The organism is Bradyrhizobium sp. CCBAU 051011 (assembly GCF_009930815.1).
Classification (GTDB): Bacteria; Pseudomonadota; Alphaproteobacteria; order Rhizobiales; family Xanthobacteraceae; genus Bradyrhizobium.
Genome location: NZ_CP022222.1, coordinates 8,453,777 through 8,475,132, shown reverse-complemented (window position 1 = coordinate 8,475,132; position 21,356 = coordinate 8,453,777). Strand labels below are relative to the sequence as shown.

Below are 21,356 nucleotides of genomic sequence, written 5' to 3'. Positions count from 1 at the left end.
TTGCACCGCGTCTCCGTCCATCCCCGCTTTGGTGTTACGACTGGGAGCTGGCGCCATAGACCGATCCAGCCGAGGGCATTCCCTCCTCAACAAGACCAATAATGACGGTGTGCTCGAGTTCTTGAGCTGCCAGGATCAGCCGCTTTCGCTTGCTCGCAAAGCTAAGGCCAAGTCGAGGATTGGCTCAACTGTACGAAGATGAACGGGCCGGCATAAAAAGGTTGGGAAAATTATACGGAGGTTTATTGGTAGTAAATGCCTACGCGACGTGAGCGACACTTGTCGCCCCGCGCCCGCAATGCTGCTTGCGTAGAGCATCGAACAAGCTGGCCCCGTACGCCTCGGTTGGTGCTCGGCTTACAAATGAGAACATCTCTTAGAGCGACGACAAAGGTTGATAGCCATCCTGATATGCCCGAGTTCTCTAGAGCGTGTTCTCCTCTGCGGACTGAGATGTTCGAGCGTAAACGTGGCGGCGCTGCCTTGTTTCTTTCCTGCCGGATGAGATAGCTGCGCTCGGTTGCCTAGCGCTAGAAGGACCTGCGGAGATGGTTCCGGAATCTGGCGACGCGGAACAGCATTTGGCCCCCCAAACGCGACATTCTGTTCTCTCCCGATCGCGGCGGTGGAGTGTTCTTGTTTGGTCGCGCAGGCGATAGCCGTCGCGAACGGTCCGGACCATATGGAGGCGATGGAGTAGGTGATCGAGCGTTGCAGCCGTCGTGCCGATCGTCCGCGGAGGCGTCCTGCCGCGCCTAAATTCAACTGGCTAGTCAGGATGATGGATGGTCGCAGGCTTGTTGCTGTGTTGGAAGAACAAGTTGGTGTTTGTCGACGGAACGGCGCAACCGCACGCGTCGAAGACGACGAGGCTTTTGGTGGTTGTCACTGCACGATCGTGCGGCCTGCTGTGAGGAGCCAAAGACGCCACGTTTGGTCATTTCAAAGAAGTTGGAAGCTGCGGTTACATTAGGTCTCGTTGACAACGCAGCGGCGATACACCTGCCATTGCGCGATGCCTGGGTAGCAGTGCCAGCTCTCATCCATCCACTGGAGCAGATCGATTTGCAAAGTCAATGCGATCCTTACTATTGGATGTGGTAGGGGAGGCTGCCTGCACTTTGAGATACTCTGTTCGAGCAACGACCCGCGCAACCCACACGGCAGCTCGAACCATGAATCGCGACCAGATCCGTATATCTCAAGAGACAACAATCTGGTCATGAAAGCGCGATTGGCGGACTTGAGAACCGATGATGTGTGTGAGATCTCGCTGAGCAATCTGGATGTAAGCGAAGCCAAGCGCTTTCAGGATGATAGCATATGGGGCTACTTCGAGCGGTTGCGAATGGAAGATCCCGTTCACTACTGTCAAGCCAGCCCTTATGGTCCATATTGGTCCGTAACGAAATACCGAGATATCGTAGCGGTAGATACAAATCACAAAGCGTTCTCGTCGGAGCAGGGTGTCGCTATTGTCGACGTGCCTGACAAGCACTGGACTCAGAGTTTCATCAAGATGGGTCCTCCCAAACATGGCGAGCAGCGCCATACTGTAAGCCCGATCGTCGCACCGGAAAACCTGATTAAGCTCGAAAGCTTGATCCGCCGACGGGTCAAGACGATTCTGGGCAGCCTGCCGCGCAATCATGACTTCAATTGGGTCGACATGGTCTCCATCGAGTTGACAACGCAGATGCTGGCCACGCTCTTCGACTTTCCATTCGAGGATCGGCGGCTCTTGACCTATTGGTCAGACGTAGCTGTTGCAATCCCGAAAACGGGCCACGCGATCGACAGCTGGGATAAGCGAAGCACGATCTTGTCCGAGTGCCTGGAGTATTTCACGCGGCTTTGGAACGAGCGCATCAATGCCGAGCCACGCATGGACCTGATTTCCATGATGGCGCACTCGCCTGCAACTCGACACATGGAGCCGGGCGAGTTTCTCGGGAATCTGATTCTGCTGATCGTTGGGGGAAATGACACCACGCGTAATTCGATTACCGGGGGCCTCCTGTTCATGAACCAGCACCCCTCCGAACTGCGCAAACTACGCGATAATCCTGAGCTGGTATCGAGCGCGGTGTCCGAAATTATTCGGTATCAGACTCCCATCGCACATATGCGCCGCAACGCCGCGACCGATATAGTCGTAGGTGGGAAACAAATCAGGAAGGGCGACAAGGTCGTCATGTGGTACATCTCTGGTAACCGCGACGAAGAGGCCATCGAGAACGCCGACAGATTTCTGATCGACCGCAAGAACGTCCGGCAGCATCTCTCGTTCGGATTCGGCATCCATCGCTGCCTTGGTCGACATCTTGCCGAACTGCAGCTGAAAATCCTCTGGGAAGAAGTCTTGAACGCGCGGCTCGAAGTCGAGGTTGTCGGCGAACCCGATCGAATTGCGTCTAACTTTGTGCACGGTTATTCCGCTCTTCCTGTGCGGATTAAAGCTTAGGCTGTGATGCGCTTTGGCCGTCAGACCATGAAGATGAGGTTTTTCTGCGCCCGATCTGAATGAGCGGATAGCTTTCGTCGAAAATGAGGGTTTGGTCTTCGCGCCGCTATGCAGAACTCATTTTTCATTGAAAATGCTGCGCTCGTAGACCGATCGTTTGCATCTCCGCGACCGAGAGACGATAAAAGTTGGATCTACCGCCACTCCTGCACGCGTGGCAGCCCTCGCTTGCTCCAGAGAACCTATAGCGACGAGTGAAGCAGCCGACATAAAGTGTCCGATGGCGTAGCTGCGGTTTGCCTCAATGCACCGGTGAAACAAAAGGATTGCTTCATTATCCGCGCCAAGAAGCTGCTTTGCTAGTCCGATATTCGACATCCACCGATAGGTTCTGTTGTCGCGTGGGGAAAGCCGAATTGCTTCCTGGATCTGAGCTTCGGTTTCTAACCCGCGACCTACGAACAACTTTGACAAGCCACGCATTTTCCGATCGCCAATGCTGCACGGTTTTTGAACGATTGTACGATAGCCAAACACACGTGTGCCCATGCGTGCCGGGGCGACCTCGATAGGAGTTCGATAGAACGCATCTCGGCCGGGGCAAGATGCGCGCCGACGTCCAAAGTCCCGAGCTATCGTCCCCACAGCAATCGGATTGGCAATCTTTGGCAGCATTATCGCCGTGACGGAGTGTGGGGCCCATCCTCGTCGGGTGTCCGATAAAGGGCAATATCAGCAAGAGCACGGGCGAGCGCATCTATCACTCATCGGGGCAGGAGTATGATACTCAAACTCGGATTATCTGGCTCTCAGGCGAACGATGGTTTTGCTCGGAGGCAGATGCGCGGGCAGCCCGAAGCTGACAGCATTTGGCGTCTGAATCGGTCCGCAGCGGCGCTTTGCAGCAGCGTTATCGTCTACGGTGTCGCTTAGGCCGCTCGGCAATGCCGTCTTGCTCGGCAAGGAACGCCAAGCTCGCATGGAAGATGAAAGTTGCCACCAGCGGCTTCAGTTGGAAGTGTGGAGGATTGGCCAGATGCGTCAGAGCGCGCCCAATCAACTACCAAATTCAGCAATTGATGGAACTGGCGGACACATGGCAACAGCATCAAGGAACCCGCGCGGCGACCGAATCAAGGAGGTTGGATGCAACATACTAAAAGCTTTAATGCAACGCCTTTTCAGGATTGCGCGTCATTGCCAGGGATGGAGTGAAGTTTGGTCAAAGCAAGAGCGACGACAAAGTCGCGGGTTGGAAAGCCCACGCTTTCCGCTCCAGACGATGATCCCTATCTGTGGTTGGAACAGATCGAAGGCGCACGGGCGCTGAAATTTGTCGAGCGGCAGAATAGCAATACTCTGCAGGTGTTAGGCGGCGCCGCATTCGAGCGGGATCGCGATGCGCTGACCTCGATTTATGACCGACCGGACAATATCCCCTGTGTCAGCCGGTGCGGCGACTATCTCTACAATCTCTGGAAGGATGCCAATAATCCACGCGGCCTTTGGCGACGAACTACTCTGGAAGAATTTCGTACGCCGAAGCCGTCGTGGGAAGTTCTGCTCGACATCGATCAGCTCGCTAACAGCGAAGGCCAAGACTGGCTTCTGAACGGGACGGCCTCACTGGCCGGGGATCATAGACGGACGATTTTGAGTCTGTCGCGCGGCGGCAGCGATGCCGTCACCTTGCGTGAGTTCGATACAGACGCGAAGGCGTTTGTCAGTGATGGCTTCGTCTTGCCGGAAGCCAAGGGAGCGGTCGAATGGCTCGATCCCGATACGCTGGCGCTGTCGAGCTCGCATGGGCAGCGCATGGCGACGACCTCCGGCTATGCGCGCACGGTGAGACTGTGGCGGCGCGGTACGAAGGCGGATCAAGCGCCAGCGATCTTTAAAATCGCAGCCGATCATGTCGGAGTCGGTTGCAATGTTGACCACACCGTTGCGCCGCCGAGAATGTGGTTCGTCGATGGGGTGGACGCCTTCAATTTTGCCATCTGGCTCGGTGACGAATCCGGTCCCAAGACCAAAATCAATCTGCCAAGCAACATCTGGATGCTCCCCCATCGCGATTGGCTTGCCATCAAGCCGCGCGAGTCCTGGTCTGTGGCGGGGCGGACCTATGTCGCCGATACGGTGCTCGTCATCTCGTTGGCGGCATTCCTTGAAGGCAACCGTCAGTTCGAGGTTCTTTTCGAACCAGGCCCCCGCCGCGCTCTGCAGGGTTTCTTTTGGAGTGCCGGCAAGCTTGTGCTTTCCATTCTCAACGAACTGCGGCCGTTCTTCGAGATCTGCACGCCATCCGACAAGGGTTGGAGCCGCGCGCAGCTGCGCGGGCTTCCCGACAGCGGGGTCGTCGACCTCCGGCCCCTTGATTGCGATCCATCAGAAGACAATGGCGACCTGCTCGCCGGGAGCCAGGATCCGCTCACGCCAGCTTCGCTTATGCTGATCGAGAATAACGTCGCCAGTCCGACCGTGCTCAAGCAGGCGCCCAAGACCTTTAGCGCGGATGGGCTGGTGGTCACCCAACACGAGGCCATTTCGATTGATGGAGAGCGCATCCCCTATGTACAGACCGGTCCGGCCGACGAGACGGGCGATGCGCCCGTCTATATGAGCGGCTACGGCGGCTTTGGGATCTCCGTGAGGCCGTACTACAATTCAGCGCTTGGCAAGCTTTGGCTCGAGCGCGGCGGCACCACGGTGCAGGCGAATTTACGCGGCGGCGGCGAGTTCGGTACGCGCTGGCACGATGCCGGCCGGCTCGGTGGTAAGAAATTGTCGCACGACGACTTCGCTGCCGTTGCCGCCGATCTCGTGCGTCGTGGGGTGACGGTGCCGAAGCGGATCGCAGCCCAGGGAGGATCGAACGGCGGCATCCTCATCACCAATATGCTGACGCGCTATCCGGAACGCTTCGGCGCGCTGTTCTGCACGATCCCGCTGATCGACATGCGCCGCTACACCAAGCTTCTGGCAGGAGCAAGCTGGATTGCAGAATATGGGGACCCTGACAAGCTCGACGACTGGGAGTGGCTCAAGACCTATTCCGCGTATCATGCCGCCAAGCGCGGCCAAAAATACCCGCCGATCCTGATTGCCACTACGCGGCGGGACGATCGTGTTCATCCCGGACACGCGCGAAAAATGGCCGCGAAACTCCAGGCGATGGGCTACGAGGCCTATTTCTACGAGCCGGCGGCTGGCGGCCATGGTTACGGCCGGGACAACAGGGAGCGCGCCGGCTTCGAGGTGCTGGGCTTTCGATTCCTGAAGTGCAAGATCGGCTGGCTTGACGGCGAGGCTTAGGCCGGCGTTTGTTATCCGACAACCTCCGGCGCGATTGTTGCATAACATTTCAGCGGTAGGCGATTGGAAAGAAGCTCAGCTTGACCAGCCCTTTCTGAGGCCTACGCCGTCCAGCGGCAGGGGGCAGCCATTTGGTTGCGCAGCCGCCAATTTCGAGGCTGCAACCTCAACAACGATCATGGCGAGCCGGCTTGGCTGAGCTAGGCGCCCGTTCGCCCCACAAAGGAGAAACAAGATGAATCAGCGCGATGTCGCCGAAGTCAATCTTCACACCTACAAGTCTCGGATCCGCTGATTGGGAAATGCCAGCACTTAGTGAGGGAAGTGGCGATTCCCTATCAATGTGACGCGCTGAACGACCGCCATCCCGAAACGACACCGATCCACGCGGTAGAGAACTTCCGTATTGCCGCCGGACGTGCGAAGGGAGAGTTCTACGGCCCGGTTTTTCAGGACAGTGATGTGGCAAAATGGCTAGAAGCGGTTGCTTAGTCGCTGTGCCAGATACCCAATCCGGACCTGGAGAAAGCCGCCGATGAGCTGATTGAATTGATTGCGGCCGCCCAATGCGGCGATGGCTATCTCAACACCTATTTCATGCGAAGGCGCCTCAGGACCGCTGGAGCAACCTAGCCGAATGCCATGAGCTTTATTGTGCCGGGCACTTGATGAAGCGGGTATCGCTTTCTTTCTGGCTACTGGCAAACGACGCCTGCTGGATTCGTTTGCAAGGTTGCTGAACACCTCGACACAGTTTTCGGCCCAGACCGCGGTCAGTTACACGGCTATGATGGCCATCCAGAAATTGAACTTGCACTGACGCGCCTCTACGAAGTGACGCAGGAGCAGCGATATCTGACGCCAGCCAATTATTCGTGGAGCAACGCGGCACAGAGCCGCACTTCGATGACATAGAATACGAGAAACGCCGGCCATCTTGCCACGTCAGACCATCTGGCAGGCCCTGTTTGGTAGAAAATAAAGCCTATAGCCAGGCGCACCTGCCAGTTCGGAACAGCGGACCGCAACCGGTCATGCGGTACGGTTTGTATACCTCATGACTGCGGTCGCTCATTTGGCGCGTCTGCGCCAGAACCAGCAGCAACGCCAGGCTTGCCTGCGGTATGGCAAAACATGGTGCAGCGCCAGATCTATGTCACCGGCGGTATCGGCTCGCAAAGCTTCGGCGAAGCGTTCAGCAGTGATTACGATCTGCCGATCAATACAGCGTACGCGGAAAGTTGCGGGTCGATTGGCCTGATGATGTTCGCGAGCCGTATGCTGGCGATGGAAGTGGACAGTCGCTATGCCGACGTGATGGAGCGCGCCTTATACAATACGGTCCTGGGCAGCATCGCTTTCGATGAGCGCACTATTTCTATGTTAACCCGATTTCTATATTAACCCGCTCGATGTTCATCCCAAACCGCTGCGGTCAGATGGCATCTACAGTCATGTCACGGCGGTGCGGCAACGCTGGTTTGGCTGCGCCTGATGTCCGCCGAACATCGCACGCATTTTCACATCAATTGGTCATTACATCTATGCGCCATGCTCCGACGCGCTCTATATCAATCTCTATATTGGCAACAGAGTGGCGGTATCGGTCGGCGGGCATACGCTGCAGTTGCTCATGAGCGGCAACTATCCTTGGAGAGACGAGGTGGAAATCGGTGTGGAATCTACACAGCCAATCGTCCACACGCTCGCCCTGCGCCTGCCGGAATGGTGCAGCGCCGGAGACGACCCTGAACGGCGAACCTGTCAATTGCGAGTCGCGCAAGGGCTATTTGCATATTCACCGCACGTGGCGGCAGGGAGATCGGGTCAAACTATCGCTGCCGAGGGAAGTACGCCGCATATACGGCCATCCGCAACTTCGCAATTTAGCGTGCAAGGTGGCTATCCAGCGTGGCCCTTTGATTTGTTGTCTCGAAGAGGCCGACAACGGGACCGAGTTACACAACGTGTGGCTTCCTGGGGCCCGGTTGCAACACACGCATTCTGAAGAAAGCGCGCTTTATCATTAGGACAAATTGGCAGGACAGCTACAACCGCAGCGGCTGACATTCATTCCGTGGTTCAGCTGGGCTAACCGCGGCGAAGGCGAAATGCGGATTTGTATCAATGAGCTTTGACGCGAACGCCTGAGTGGCGCGTCAACCTGCGATCAAGTTTGGCCGTGATGATGCCGTATCGTCCCCGCATCGGAGCTCACCCTTGCTTTCTTGACGGGCGGACCATCTTGCAGTGCGCCAGCCGTGTTCGGATTATCTACGCTGGCTGTCCGATACTCAGCTAGATTGCCGCCCAGAAACAAGACCTCGGTCTCCTCGGTCGGTATTCCCCTCATCCAAACTCGCAATTCCTCATCTCCAGGAGCATGACCGCGCTCTAAAATGCCGTTGATTTTTTTGGTCGGCCAAGCGGTGACACTCGGTACCGTGTAGGTGTGTAACTTCTTAGCGTTCTCTGCAATTGCCTTTGCGCCGTGCTCGGTCTCGTCCCTTGAAAGGAGCAGTCGTGAGGGGTCCTCGCACAATGACACAAAAGCACTCTCTGTAACGCCTTGGGTGTGCAATGCAGCGAGGCGCGCCATATCAATTTCGTCCTCCCTTTCGTCGTCCGAGCAGATAGCGGCCTTAGCAACATGCGGGCTAGCGTGAGCACGCAAATCCGCTAAGGAACGCACATGCGCGATGGCACTCACCTCGTTATCTAGGAGCGGCTCGCAATCGATTTCCTCGTTCTGAAAACGATGTAGCGGCAGATACGATGATGCCAACACCTCCTCGAGAATGCGGTCGCCATCGATACTGCCCGCGGAATATCCGGTTGTTCTCGGCCACTGTGCTGTTCGCTGCTCAGCCAGCCTGATCTCGTTCCTGAGCGCCTCAACGTTCGCTCCGGCCAGTGATGCGGCAAGTTCGGCGCGCCCTCGGATGAACGATAGGGCTGGGCACCGTTCGCTTCCCTGGATAGCGCATCCCAGAGTGCCTTTCTTCATGATCGAGGGCGATCCAACTTCGGAATCTGTCAAAGCGGTGGCTGAATCAGACGTTTGGTGGATTGGCCGAACGTCACTTAGCTGCTGCTCAAATTTCGCTTGGCCCGCAGCCGGGTGTGCTGGTGACCTGGTTTGTCCGCTCAGGTCGCACGGCTGTTCCGGCGCCCGTTGATGCTGCCGCAGGAGACCGTAAGCTTGAGCGGAGTCTTCTGCCGTGTTCGGTGTATCGATATTCATTATGTTCCCCGCGAGCATAGGTCATCAGATCTTCTTTTTATAAGGGGGAGCGGCTTTCGAGAAGCTGACAAGTCAGAGAAGCAATGCCACTGACGCCCAAACTTTTCGACCGCTTCTCGCTCAGCTGCCATCACTGCGGAGGAGAGCGCCCCACGAACCTGCATCGGCGGCGCGGGTCCACCCTCAGCCCGCAACAGCACCACCACATGATGTCAGAGCCGTGCGGGCGAGAGGACTCTCTCGTCTCCAGTCGCGCTCGGCGTCGTGGCTCGCTGTGGCGCCTGTGCCCAGGCACCCGCAAGATCTATCGAGCTCAGCCGCAGCGCAAGCAGCGGACGGGCAATGCGGCATTGTAAAACGATGCGGAGAAGATCCGCGGATTGAAATCCAGCGGCCGGTGACCTTTTCTCCACTGGAAATTTGCTTCGCTCCAGGCCTGGAATGTTGACTTTTCTCTACGCGCGCTCAGTTGGGCGATGATAGTGCGCCGCAAACGATTTCGTCGCGGGGCTTTGCCGATTGCCCCTTGGTTGAGGTGCTCGCTTGAAGGGTTCTGAGGGAACTCCGCCGGTCGAGCACAATGAAGTGCATCGTGTCCAATGGATCCCCGCCATTATCGCTGCGTCATTATTCAATGGTCATTCCTCGATCTTGGGCTCAGTCTTCTCCAAAAATGCCAGTGCGGTCTTAATCTGCCGAAGTTGACGTCCGATCTTGGCTCGCTCGTCAGCGTCTTCGGTGACGCCCAGTTGCTCCATGAGCTTCTGTTTGCGCGCGAGCAAATTCTTGACGACTATGGTCACCGAAACAGCGCATTCGAAGGGCGGGGCCACCGGACGCTACCGAGCACGTGCAAAGTCCGCCCCATCACCGCCCCCCTCATGTGTCGTCTTGCATGAACGAAGCAAGCAGCGTGCCGATTTGAAAACTCGAGGTTCTACAGCTTCGTACTGGGTGTACGTAGCGTCAATTTTTAGACATTGGTCTCAAAGCTGATAAAGCGGCGCCGTTTGTGTCCGATTCTTCGCAAAGTTTGAAAAACGGTGGATGCACCGGGCGTCGGCAATGACCGGTGCCGTCTCGGCGCAGCAGCCTCCAGTTCACCGATGCGCCGCGGTACATATTGGCTCACGCTGATTGTTCTAGCAGGCTGCTGAAAAAGCTGATTGCAGGAGCGATTTTCTTGATCGGCGCGAGGATGCGGCGACTTCCGAGGTCTGAACGACGCCGTAGGCGGTGTCTCGGAGGCGATTTTGCTTCATTTTCGATGCTCCAGACAGACTCATGCCGTCGTTGCCAGAATTTTCGGGATGCGAACGAGGTTGTAGGCGGTCGCGGTCAATACGAAGAACCACTCGACCAATCCTCGGCCGCGATGGCGTGTCTTGCGCAGCCCGCCAACGGTCTTGATCCAGCCGAACGGCTCCTCGATCCGCTTGCGCTTGATCGTGCTGATGCGATAGCCGGGATGACGGGTGGTGCGCGCATCGATCGCCGAGCGGCGATTGGCATTGTTCTGGGAGACATGCGGGGTGCAGCCGCGCTCACGACAGCCTGCGACGAAGTCGGCAGTGTCGTAGTTCTTGTCACCGCCCACCGTGCTGCCAGGCTTGGCATTATCCTCGATCATGTCGAGCGCGGTGGTCCGCTCCGCGGTGCCGTTGGCCTCGGTCAGTCGCGCATCGACGATCAGCCCGTTGCGGTTCTCCGTCATCAGATGACCCATGTGACAGAGCTTGGCCTCCTTGCCGGCGCCTTTGCGGAACAGCCTGGCATCCGGGTCAGTGTTCGAAGAATGCGTGTCATTCTTGCGCTTCTCGCCATGGAAGTCGCGCTCGGCGTTGCGCCCGCCACTGCCCTTGGCCGCCGGCGGTCTGCCATCGCCATCCTTCGGCACAAAACTCTTCATGCTGGCCCAGGCCTCGATCAACGTGCCGTCGACGGAGAAGTGCTCGCTGGACAGCAGCTTGCTCACTTGCGGAAGGTTGAGAACGCTCGCGAAAAACTTCGCCGCGATATCACCGTCGAGCAGGCGGTCCCTGTTCTTGCAGAACACGGTCGCGTCCCACACCGTATCGTCCGCAGACAGGCCGACGAACCAGCGAAATAGCAGGTTGTAGTCGAGTTGCTCCATCAGCTGCCGTTCCGAGCGCACCGTGTAGAACGCCTGCAGCAGCAGCGCTCGCAACAGCCGCTCCGGCGGGATCGACGGCCGTCCTTCGCGCGCATACAGTCGATCGAACGATCGCGACAAATCCTTCAGCGCCGCGTCAACAAGCTCCCGGATCGCTCGCAGCGGATGGTCCGTAGGGATCCGTGTCTCCAGCCGCACGTAGCTGAAAAGGCGTTCCGCATGCTCATCTTCGCCGCGCATCCCGATCCTCAGTCGAAAGGAATCAACCACATGCACAGAATCACACTCCGATCGCCTCGCAAAACGACTTTTTCAGCAGCCTGCTAGTCAACTTCTCGAAAGCTAGCGCTCCTAAATGAGAAGGTGGTGCTCCAGACGGCGACTGCCGTCAGACCGCAAGGCCAATGGACGTAGGAAGACCGGATGTCTTGGACTCACTGGAAATCGGGGTCGCCAGACATCTACAGCGGTCTTCAGTCACTGGTTAATCTGAATGCGCACACAGCGCAAGTTGCGTGACGATCCGACTCTGCGCCGATCTGGACGCCGCCAAACCGGCCGTACGTCGTCCGGAATCGTCCCACCCGATAGCGGTTCAGAGGCATGTGTCACGCAGCGACCCGATTCTGTTTCGCCGTCTCCCGCAGGACTTTCACCTGCACATACCCAGCTGCCGGACGCGGGCAGGGGAGGGCGATTGGTCGGCGTCAAGCCAGCCGCGAGCTATCCGACAATTTTGGTTCGACATGGATGGTAATCCACTAAGAGGCTTCGAACTTGCAAGAGCGGTTTAATCGGCGCGAATGCGGGAGGACTGCGTCGCTGATCAATCAATGCGGCAGAACCCACCTGACAGTGAGATCTTCTGTCGCCAGCACTCGCGTGCATATTGTTGATGACGAGCTTTGAAATTCTGCCGGCAGGACACGATTTGAACTTTAAGGCCCCGTACCCAAGACCAAAGCGACCTTGAGGACCCAGGAAATCACACCATCGCTATTGCGGCAAGGATCATTCAGCCTTCGGCCGCCAGTGCAGCAGTTCAAGTGCCCGCGCGATACGCAAGATGTTGCGCGCAGGTCACCATCCTTCACATCCGTAGCAGCTACGACAGGATTCCTGCACTGTCCGCACCGCTACACGCGCCAAGATAGTTGGATCCGATTCACCCCCTGCGGCCAAAATTAAGATCTTCTCAGCAAGGCATGCCTTCAACGAAGAGGTCCGCCTCGCTTCGGGCACCATCCGGACAGCATGCTCCAGAACACCCCTCAAGTCAGCACACACGTTATTTTGTGAGGATTTTGCAGGCGTCATGATGCTACTCCACAAAATGGAACCTGTTCATGGGGACGCGGCCTACCAGCCAGTGTTCCCGAAATACCTAGCACTCTGTAACTGATGGCCCCTTCCGCCGAGTGAGTGTGGCAGTCGGGTTGGCAACGGTCACACCGATGAATACAAGAGATATGATGAGCTGATGTGACACTTGGACGAAGGATAACTGTGGCTCGCTTCGATGTAGTGCCACTCGGTGCTGCGACCCGCGCAATGTTGCCATGCTGGTGAGCTCCTTGCCGCTATCAGGGACGATCATCGCCGGAACAAACGCGCAATGCAATCACAGCATTGAGCTCGCCCGACCCGCAAGCCTGGCGGCCAACGTATCAAGGATAAGCAAGAAATTCGCGCGTGAAGTCATCGACAATGGCCAGGATGCGGAAGCCAAAACAGATCTCAACTTCTAACTGGTCGAGGGCGTCCGGGCCCGCATCGCGCTCTTGGGGAGCTCAGTTTATTGAGCGGGGAAGCGCTCCAGCACCCTGGGGCGGCGCGCAGCCGGCCAAGGAATCGCTTCAAGGCTCTTTTTGATCGCGTCCCGATCAGCCAACAGCTTACCTTCGTCCACCACCAGATCGTCGTCTCGTCCATCCCGATAACAGTCCAGAGAAGAATTCGATGCGCTGGCTGCCTCCGCCTCGTTCTACGTGCAAGCTTGCGCCACAACCGGTTGCCGCTCACCACACCTAGCCCAAATCCACCCGCCATCGCACTACGGTTCACCCGAAGATGTGCTCGATGCCTCCTTTAGGCATACGAGAAGCGCGTAATCGTATCGTCATAAGCCTTGGATAGTGTGATCAAATCTCCACGGCGCTTCAGCGAGGTAACGGCTATCCTGCACAGATTGTGTCTGGACGAGGCGTTCTATCGACAGAGACGCTGCGATGAGTGGCATCGATCGATACAAACCTCGCGCACAGCAATCATTCGAGATGGAGGCGCAAGGCAAATATACGGTAGCTTGCTGAAGAATGGCACGATTGGTTAGTTTTCAAAGGTAGGTTCTAAACTAAGTATCGGGATCCGGGATGACTTCGATTGATGCTAGCTTAAGTGAGGTCAATCCGTGCGGAACGACATTTGGCGTGTTCGTAGTTTGCTTCAAACCGAGCTTCCTGATGCGGAGCGAAAAATCGTTGAGAAGCGACCTGCTTGAACACCGTTCCGCCTTTAAACGGCTCTTAGCGACCATACTTCCCTTGACGTTGAGGCTCCAAACTCAATTCGGAGCCTGTGCCGCTCAAAACGTGACTAAACGATTTGAACGTCTTGTTGACGGAGAGCAACTCGCGACTGGGACTGGCTTGTATGCGGCCCCCAAAAAGGAGATTGGTCTGCCGCTGATTAGGCATGGGTAGACCGCGGATCGCAGAATTAATCAAATGCGCGGAAAGCAAGACAGAACGGTCGTGCATTGAGCTTCGCTACAGCTGCGGCCGAACCCGGACGAGACCGCGGAGCATTTGGGACGGCGCGAAAATGACCGACCGCGACCACGTTACGACGGCCATGGAGAAGTCGGGCTGAGTGCAGGCGGGAGGCACTCGCTTTTCGGGCTAACCCACGCCGGCTGCGCGCTCAAGAAGTGCGGCCTCCAGATCAAGCGTCTGTGAGCCGAGTGTCGCGGTCGCGACACGCTGTCTGGCCCAGGACATGCACAGGAGGGAAAATAGCGGAGATAAATCAGCTCGGCGTTTGGCACGAGCTTTGAAGGGAAGAAAGATGTCCCGTCGCCTGCCCAAGGAATCGGAGTTTATGGCCTACAAGATAATCGCCTCCCAGTGCACCGTCTGCGGCGCATGTGAGTTTGAATGCCCGAACGCAGCAATCAGCCTCAAGAACGACATCTATGTAATCGATCCGAAGAAGTGCACTGAATGCGAGGGGCATTGCGACACGCCGCAATGCGCCGTTATCTGCCCGGTGCCCGGCACGTGCGTGCCGGCATAAGGAGCGGCCCATGAGCGGGTCCGCTGCGCGCAGCAAGATTGAAACATTATTCGCGGCGTTTCTGATTGGCGGCCTCGCTGGTGCCAAGCTGCGTGTGACTTATGCGATCGCCCATGCAGCGAAGAGGGCGCGCCGCCGTCGTCGGACATGGTCGGAGTTCATGAACAGCGCGCCGATGTCGCGAGTGCTTCACGGCATCGATCAGTCCCCTGCGTTGCCGGGCGCCGGCTGATTCCGGGAAGACGTACAAATAACAAGTCGAGATCCCTACATAAAGGACCTAGACAAACACAAAGAAGCGAGCAGCAAAGTTCAACGCGATCATCAACGCCGGGATGAGTTCGAGCGCGCCGACCACAACCGCAAGAAGTTGCTTCGTCGGCATCCGGTCGCGCACTCAAGCGGCGCGGTGTAGGCGCGAATGCCCCGTAAAACTTAGTCGCGATGAGATCGGCGGGTCTGCTGTATGCCGAACAGCTTCGTCGTCCCCGTGTAGATGAACAGGCCGCGAACAGAACTCTCCCGAAGGTAGCGAATGCTGGCTGGTGGACAACACTGCCTTGCGAATGCGGGAAGAGCGGAGGGAGGAGCGGAATGATTATGGTCGTTCCGCTCTCCGAGATTAAATCGAAACTGTCTGCGCCCAGAAGGCGACGCCTTCAATTAGCCAAGTTGCGGGCGGCCGGCGCGCTCCTGGGCCTCGACGGCGGCGACCGCCGTCATGTTGAGGACGCCGCGCGCGGTCACCCCGGGCGTTAGGATATGCGCCGGCCGCGCCGGACCGATCAGGATCGGTCCGACCGGAAGCGCATCCGCCAGGACCTTGATCGTCTGATAGGCTATGTTGGCCGCATCCAGCGTCGGCATGATCAGGATGTTGGCCTCGCCTTCCAACCTCGATTGCGGCAACACTATCCGTCGTGCAGCGGCCGACAGCGCGGTGTCGCCCTGCATCTCGCCGTCGGCCTCGAGCTCTGGGTGCTTCTCCTTCAGAAGCTGGGTCGCGCGGCGCATCTTGTGCGAGGAATCAGTGTCATAGCTGCCGAAGTCGGAATGCGACACGAACGCGACCTTCGGCTTGAAGTTGAAGCGCTGGACGTGCAGCGCCGCCAGCGACGCCATTTCCGCCAGTTCCTCCGCGCTTGGGCTGGGACGCACCTGAGTGTCGGCGATGAAATAGGAGCCCTTCCTGGTGATCATCAGCGCCAGCGCCGCATAATCGCTGGTCCCCGGCAAGAAGCCGATGATCTCGCGCACATGGCGCAGGTGGCTCATGTACCGCCCCTCGACGCCGCATAGCATGGCGTCGGCTTCCCCACGCACCACAGCGAGCGCCGCGATTACCGTATTGTTGGTGCGCACCACCGTGCGCGCCGCATCTGGCGTGGCGCCGCGGCGTCCTGCGATGTCGATATAGGACTGCACATAGGAGCGATAGCGCGGATCGTCCTCGGGATTGACAAGGTCAAAATCCTCGCCTGCCTTGATCGAGAGGCCAAACCGGTTGATGCGGGTTTCGACCACCGAGGGCCGCCCCACCAGGATCGGCCGCGCCAGCTTCTCTTCGAGCACCACTTGCGTGGCGCGCAGCACGCGCTTGTCCTCGCCCTCGGCGTAGATGACGCGAACCGGCTGCGTCTTGGCCTTGGCGAACATCGGCCTCATGACGAGGCCGGAGCGGAACGCAAACCGCTCGAGGAGTCCGCGATACTCGTCGAAATTCTTGATGGGCCGCGTCGCAACGCCGGAGTCCATCGCAGCCTTCGCCACCGCCGGCGCGATGCGCAGGATCAGGCGCGGGTCGAAGGGGCTCGGGATCAGCGATCCCGGCCCAAAGCCCTGCGTCTCGTTGGCATCGCAACCGCAAGCCACCGCGTCCGACGGAGGATCGCGCGCAAGCTGCGCGATTGCATCGACCGCCGCGTGCTTCATCTCCTCGTTGATCTCGGTGGCGCCGACATCGAGCGCGCCGCGGAAGATGAAGGGAAAGCACAGGACGTTGTTGACCTGGTTCGGGAAGTCCGAACGTCCCGTGCAGATCATCGCGTCGGGACGGCCCTTGCGGGCCTCGTCCGGCATGATCTCCGGCACCGGGTTAGCGAGCGCCATCACCAGCGGCTTGTCGACCATCTGCTTGACCATTTCCGGTCTCAGCACGTTCGGCGCTGACAACCCCAAGAAGATATCCGCACCGGGGATGACATCCGCAAGCACCCGCGCATCAGTGGTCTGCGCATAGACGGCCTTCCAGGGGTCCATCGAGGTATTGCGGCCTTCGTGGACAACGCCATCGATGTCGCAGACCCAGATGTTCTTGCGCTGCGCCCCCAGCGACACCAGCAGGTTGAGACAGGCGATCGCGGCCGCGCCGGCGCCGGAGCAGACGATCTTCACGTCGGGCAGCTTCTTGCCGTTTAGAAGCAGCGCGTTGACGATCGCAGCGCCCACGATGATGGCGGTGCCGTGCTGGTCATCATGGAAGACTGGGATCTTCATGCGCTCCTTCAGCTGCGCCTCGATTGAGAAGCATTCCGGTCCGCGGATATCTTCGAGATTGATGCCGCCGAAAGTCGGCTCCAGCGCCGCCACGGTGTCGACCACCCGCTCGATCGTGTCGGCCTTGATCTCGATGTCGAACACGTCGATGCCGGCGAACTTCTTGAACAGCACCGCCTTGCCTTCCATCACGGGCTTGGACGCCAGCGGGCCGATATTGCCGAGGCCGAGCACGGCGCTGCCGTTACTGACCACGGCGACCAAATTGGCACGCGCCGTCAGCGAGGCGACCTCAGCGGGGTCTTTGGCGATCTCATTACAGGCGGCGGCAACGCCGGGGGAATAGGCGAGCGCAAGGTCGCGCTGGTTGACGAGCGGCTTGATCGCCTGGATTTCGAGCTTACCGGGTCGCGGCAGCCGGTGATAGGCCAGCGCCGCCGAAAGGAGATCTTCAGAATGGGATGACATGCTACTCTCGTGTTTCCTGACCCCACGCTTCTAGTTCTATGCTCGTCTAACCAAGGTCAGTTGTCCGGTGGATGGAGCCGGATGTGAAGCACGCCCGGCAGCCTGGATGCAACATCGGATCGTACCCCCATCTACAGGCCCCATGGCTTCAAGGCACATCAGCTAGGGCGGTCTGCGACGCGCATGCAGAAGACCATAGAGCGGAAATCGCACGAGCGCTGTGGCTTGAAGTGGTCAGGCAATCGAACAACGCCTGCGGGACGGCCGCGGCGGTCTCTCTGGCTGGTCGGCCCAAGAGGATTGGGGATCAGAATAGCGAGGGAGGTCAGGCGCAATGTGCGCACGCACCAGCGTCGCCAAGAGCTGAGCAGCGGTCAGGCTTCGCGACGATGGTGATTCACACCGGCTGGCCAGCCTTGCAGCTGGGGCGCCTCAACACGTGCCAATTCCGCCAGCGGGCCCCGTGTCGCAATGTTTTCGCGGTCTTGTGGGGCAAATGCGATGCAATATCACGCGCGCCCGACCTTATTTTTGTTTCGAACAGGATCAAACGAGAACGGTAGACACGCTCGATGTCGGGTTTGCAACAACAGTCCGGTTACCCGCGCGAACGTGGCTATGTACTTTCAACTGCATTGTTTTTTTGCGCTCACGCGCGGCTGGCACGGTCGTTGCAAAACTCTTGGCGGAGAGCCGCCGTCGCAACAGGAAACTTAAGGATATCAGCATGAGTCTCGCCACGTCCCAGGGCATCGCAGAAATCAAAGCCCGCAACAAAGAGCTGATTCAGGAGGTGCTGAAGGTCTATCCGGAGAAGACCGCAAAACGGCGCGCCAAGCACCTCAATGTTCACGAGATCGGCAAGTCGGACTGCGGAGTCAAGTCTAACCTCAAATCCATCCCAGGTGTGATGACGATCCGCGGTTGCGCCTACGCGGGCTCCAAAGGTGTGGTCTGGGGACCGATCAAGGACATGATCCATATCAGCCACGGTCCGGTCGGCTGTGGACAGTACTCGTGGGGCTCGCGGCGTAACTATTACGTCGGCACGACAGGCATCGATAGTTTCGTCACCTTGCAGTTCACATCCGACTTCCAGGAAAAGGATATCGTGTTCGGCGGCGACAAGAAGCTCGTCAAAATCATTGACGAGATCCAGGAGCTGTTCCCGCTCAACAACGGCATCACCATCCAGTCGGAATGCCCGATCGGCCTGATCGGTGACGACATCGAGGCGGTCTCCAGGGCAAAATCGAAGGAATATGAGGGCAAGACCATCGTGCCGGTCCGCTGCGAGGGTTTCCGCGGCGTGTCACAGTCGCTCGGCCACCATATTGCCAACGACGCAGTGCGCGATTGGGTCTTCGACAAGGTCACGCCCGAGAGTAAGCCGACGTTCGAGCCGACGCCCTACGATGTCGCGATCATCGGCGACTACAATATCGGCGGCGACGCCTGGTCATCCCGAATTCTGCTTGAGGAAATGGGCCTGCGCGTGATCGCGCAGTGGTCCGGTGACGGGTCCCTGGCCGAGCTCGAGGCAACGCCAAAGGCGAAGCTTAACGTGCTGCATTGCTACCGCTCGATGAACTACATCTCGCGTCACATGGAGGAGAAATTTGGTATTCCCTGGTGCGAATACAACTTCTTCGGGCCCTCCAAGATCGTGGAGTCGCTGCGCAAGATAGCCGGTTATTTTGATGACAAGATCAAGGAGGGTGCCGAGCGGGTGATCGAAAAATATCAGCCGCTGGTGGACGCAGTGATCGCTAAATATCGCCCGCGCCTGGAGGGCAAGAGCGTGATGCTGTTCGTTGGCGGACTGCGTCCGCGCCACGTGATCGGCGCCTACGAGGACCTGGGCATGGAGGTCGTCGGCACCGGCTACGAGTTCGGCCACAATGACGACTACCAGCGCACTGCCCAGCATTACGTCAAGGACGGCACGTTGATCTACGACGACGTCACCGGCTACGAGTTCGAACGCTTCGTCGAGAAGATCCAGCCTGACCTGGTCGGCTCAGGCATCAAGGAAAAATATGTCTTCCAGAAGATGGGCGTGCCGTTCCGCCAAATGCACTCCTGGGACTATTCGGGTCCGTATCATGGCTATGATGGATTTGCGGTCTTCGCGCGCGACATGGACATGGCCATCAACTCACCGATCTGGAAAAAGACCAAAGCGCCGTGGAAAAACGTCTCGAAGCCGAAGCTGATGGCTGCCGAATAACCCAAAGTGGCCCGGCTCTCTGGTGAGAGCGCGAAGCCAAAATTGATCATTATTTTCGAAAGGATCCTACCAATGGCGCAGAGTGCAGAACACGTGCTCGATCATTTCGAGCTGTTCCGCGGTCCGGAATACCAGCAGATGTTGGCCAACAAGAAGAAGATGTTCGAGAATCCCCGCGATCCCGCGGAGGTGGAACGCGTCAGGGAATGGTCAAAGACAGCCGAATATCGCGAAAAGAATTTTGCGCGGGAAGCGCTCACGGTAAATCCAGCCAAGGCGTGCCAGCCGCTAGGCGCGGTGTTCGCCTCAGTTGGTTTCGAGGGCACGCTGCCCTTCGTGCACGGCTCTCAAGGCTGCGTGGCCTATTACCGCAGCCATCTATCGCGGCACTTCAAGGAGCCAAGCTCCTGCGTCTCCTCGTCGATGACGGAGGACGCTGCGGTATTCGGCGGGCTGAACAACATGATCGATGGGCTCGCCAACAGCTATAATATGTATAAGCCCAAGATGATCGCGGTCTCCACCACCTGTATGGCGGAGGTGATCGGAGACGACCTCAACGCCTTCATCAAAACGTCCAAGGAAAAAGGCTCGGTGCCAGCTGATTTCGATGTGCCGTTTGCGCATACGCCAGCCTTCGTGGGCAGCCACGTCACCGGGTACGACAATGCTCTCAAGGGCATTTTGGAGCATTTCTGGGACGGCAAGGCCGGAACAGCCTCGAAACTCGAGCGCGCGCCCAACAAGAAGATCAACCTCATCGGCGGCTTTGACGGCTACACGGTCGGCAACATCCGCGAGATCAAGCGCATTTTCGAATTGATGGGCATCCAGAACACCGTTCTTGCCGATAATTCCGATGTGTTCGATACACCGACCGACGGCGAGTTCCGAATGTATGACGGCGGCACGACTTTGGAAGACGCCGCCAACGCGGTTCACGCTAAGGCAACGATCTCGATGCAGCAGTGGTGCACGGAAAAGACGCTGCCGTTCATCGCCGATCATGGCCAGGAGGTCGTGGCCTTCAATTATCCGGTGGGCGTGTCCGCAACGGATGAGTTTCTCATGGCGCTGTCGCGCATCAGTGGCAAAGACATCCCGGAGGAACTGGCTCGAGAGCGCGGCCGCTTGGTCGACGCGATGGCCGACTCTAGCGCGCATATTCACGGCAAGAAATTCGCGATCTATGGCGATCCAGATCTCTGCTATGGGTTGGCTGCCTTCCTGCTCGAGGTTGGCGCCGAGCCGATCCATGTGCTGGCCACGAACGGCAACAAGGCCTGGGAGGAGAAAATGCAGGCGTTGTTTGGGAGCTCGCCGTTTGGGCAGAACTGCCATGCCTATCCGGGGCGAGACCTCTGGCATATGCGCTCGCTCTTGTTCACCGAGCCGGTCGACTTCCTGATTGGTAACACTTATGGCAAGTATCTGGAGCGCGACACCGGTACGCCGCTGATCCGGATCGGTTTCCCAATCTTCGATCGGCATCACCATCATCGCTCTCCGCTGTGGGGCTATCAGGGGGGCATGAACGTGTTGGTGAAGATTCTCGACAAGATCTTCGACGAGATCGACAAAAAGACCAACATTGCCGGCAAGACCGACTATAGCTTCGACATCATTCGTTGATGACGAACGGCGCACGCCATCGTCGGACAAACGTCGGCGATGGCCTAAGCGCAGGATGGACTGATCTTCGCGAACAAGC

At 58.1% G+C, this 21,356-nt stretch carries 13 protein-coding genes and 2 pseudogenes; 11 read left to right on the top strand and 4 right to left on the bottom strand.

All coding sequences use genetic code 11. The features are described 5' to 3' along the window. Positions 1–1,222 precede the first annotated feature (1,222 nt). From ACH79_RS39910 to ACH79_RS45385, 6 genes and pseudogenes are all read left to right on the top strand, one after another. Positions 1,223–2,464, top strand: coding sequence for a cytochrome P450 (locus ACH79_RS39910; protein ID WP_161855660.1), 1,242 nt, complete (start codon positions 1,223–1,225; stop codon positions 2,462–2,464). Between the two features lie 1,218 nt (positions 2,465–3,682). Continuing rightward, a complete protein-coding gene (locus ACH79_RS39905) occupies positions 3,683–5,779 on the top strand; it encodes a prolyl oligopeptidase family protein (protein WP_161855659.1) in 2,097 nt (698 codons plus the stop codon). A 324-nt stretch (positions 5,780–6,103) separates the two neighbouring features. After that, on the top strand, positions 6,104–6,271 hold the full coding sequence (locus ACH79_RS43480) for a hypothetical protein (RefSeq protein WP_202639134.1): 168 nt from the start codon (positions 6,104–6,106) through the stop codon (positions 6,269–6,271). A 291-nt stretch (positions 6,272–6,562) separates the two neighbouring features. Beyond that, positions 6,563–6,694: pseudogene (locus ACH79_RS45390) on the top strand (hypothetical protein); the annotation flags it as partial. Positions 6,695–6,916: 222 nt separating this feature from the next. Beyond that, positions 6,917–7,183, top strand: coding sequence for a beta-L-arabinofuranosidase domain-containing protein (locus ACH79_RS44910; RefSeq protein ID WP_202639133.1), 267 nt, complete (start codon positions 6,917–6,919; stop codon positions 7,181–7,183). 190 nt (positions 7,184–7,373) lie between these two features. Next, a pseudogene (locus ACH79_RS45385) lies at positions 7,374–7,917 on the top strand (hypothetical protein). Between the two features lie 32 nt (positions 7,918–7,949). On the opposite strand, the gene ACH79_RS39895 reads toward ACH79_RS45385, so the two are convergent. From ACH79_RS39895 to ACH79_RS39890, 3 genes are all read right to left on the bottom strand, one after another. Next, on the bottom strand, positions 7,950–9,023 hold the full coding sequence (locus ACH79_RS39895; protein WP_202639131.1) for a hypothetical protein: 1,074 nt from the start codon (positions 9,021–9,023) through the stop codon (positions 7,950–7,952). A gap of 638 nt (positions 9,024–9,661) precedes the next feature. Next, positions 9,662–9,826, bottom strand: a complete 165-nt coding sequence (locus tag ACH79_RS43455) for a hypothetical protein (protein ID WP_202639130.1) — start codon at positions 9,824–9,826, stop codon at positions 9,662–9,664. Positions 9,827–10,305: 479 nt separating this feature from the next. Next, the gene (locus ACH79_RS39890; RefSeq protein WP_161853322.1) at positions 10,306–11,397 is read right to left on the bottom strand and encodes an IS5 family transposase; all 1,092 of its coding nucleotides are present in this window, start codon (positions 11,395–11,397) and stop codon (positions 10,306–10,308) included. A 1,319-nt stretch (positions 11,398–12,716) separates the two neighbouring features. Here ACH79_RS39890 and ACH79_RS39885 point away from each other — a divergent pair. From ACH79_RS39885 to ACH79_RS39875, 3 genes are all read left to right on the top strand, one after another. Beyond that, positions 12,717–12,905: a hypothetical protein gene (locus ACH79_RS39885; RefSeq protein ID WP_161855658.1), complete on the top strand. Its 189-nt coding sequence runs from the start codon at positions 12,717–12,719 to the stop codon at positions 12,903–12,905. A 1,351-nt stretch (positions 12,906–14,256) separates the two neighbouring features. Further along, on the top strand, positions 14,257–14,451 hold the full coding sequence (locus ACH79_RS39880) for a 4Fe-4S binding protein (protein WP_161856809.1): 195 nt from the start codon (positions 14,257–14,259) through the stop codon (positions 14,449–14,451). Between the two features lie 10 nt (positions 14,452–14,461). Continuing rightward, complete coding sequence (locus ACH79_RS39875) at positions 14,462–14,683, top strand: hypothetical protein (RefSeq protein WP_161855657.1); 222 nt, start codon at positions 14,462–14,464, stop codon at positions 14,681–14,683. A 431-nt stretch (positions 14,684–15,114) separates the two neighbouring features. Here ACH79_RS39875 and ACH79_RS39870 read toward each other — a convergent pair whose 3' ends face one another. Next, on the bottom strand, positions 15,115–17,415 hold the full coding sequence (locus tag ACH79_RS39870; protein ID WP_161855656.1) for an NADP-dependent malic enzyme: 2,301 nt from the start codon (positions 17,413–17,415) through the stop codon (positions 15,115–15,117). Between the two features lie 727 nt (positions 17,416–18,142). Between ACH79_RS39870 and nifD the strand changes: the two genes are divergently transcribed. Both nifD and nifK read left to right on the top strand, forming a co-directional pair. Beyond that, positions 18,143–19,645 (top strand): nitrogenase molybdenum-iron protein alpha chain, encoded by a 1,503-nt coding sequence (nifD, locus tag ACH79_RS39865; protein WP_161855655.1) that lies wholly within the window; start codon positions 18,143–18,145, stop codon positions 19,643–19,645. A gap of 72 nt (positions 19,646–19,717) precedes the next feature. Beyond that, positions 19,718–21,277, top strand: a complete 1,560-nt coding sequence (gene nifK, locus ACH79_RS39860) for a nitrogenase molybdenum-iron protein subunit beta (RefSeq protein ID WP_161855654.1) — start codon at positions 19,718–19,720, stop codon at positions 21,275–21,277. Positions 21,278–21,356 lie beyond the last annotated feature (79 nt).

What these genes read in the sequence shown, in the direction of transcription:
- ACH79_RS39910 (WP_161855660.1), top strand. Translation starts at nt 1,223, where the DNA reads ATGAAAGCGCGATTGGCGGACTTGAGAACCGATGATGTGTGTGAGATC.
- ACH79_RS39895 (WP_202639131.1), bottom strand. Translation starts at nt 9,023, where the DNA reads ATGAATATCGATACACCGAACACGGCAGAAGACTCCGCTCAAGCTTAC.
- ACH79_RS39890 (WP_161853322.1), bottom strand. Translation starts at nt 11,397, where the DNA reads ATGCGCGGCGAAGATGAGCATGCGGAACGCCTTTTCAGCTACGTGCGG.
- ACH79_RS39885 (WP_161855658.1), top strand. Translation starts at nt 12,717, where the DNA reads ATGCTGGTGAGCTCCTTGCCGCTATCAGGGACGATCATCGCCGGAACA.
- ACH79_RS39880 (WP_161856809.1), top strand. Translation starts at nt 14,257, where the DNA reads ATGGCCTACAAGATAATCGCCTCCCAGTGCACCGTCTGCGGCGCATGT.
- ACH79_RS39875 (WP_161855657.1), top strand. Translation starts at nt 14,462, where the DNA reads ATGAGCGGGTCCGCTGCGCGCAGCAAGATTGAAACATTATTCGCGGCG.
- ACH79_RS39870 (WP_161855656.1), bottom strand. Translation starts at nt 17,415, where the DNA reads ATGTCATCCCATTCTGAAGATCTCCTTTCGGCGGCGCTGGCCTATCAC.
- nifD (WP_161855655.1), top strand. Translation starts at nt 18,143, where the DNA reads ATGAGTCTCGCCACGTCCCAGGGCATCGCAGAAATCAAAGCCCGCAAC.
- nifK (WP_161855654.1), top strand. Translation starts at nt 19,718, where the DNA reads ATGGCGCAGAGTGCAGAACACGTGCTCGATCATTTCGAGCTGTTCCGC.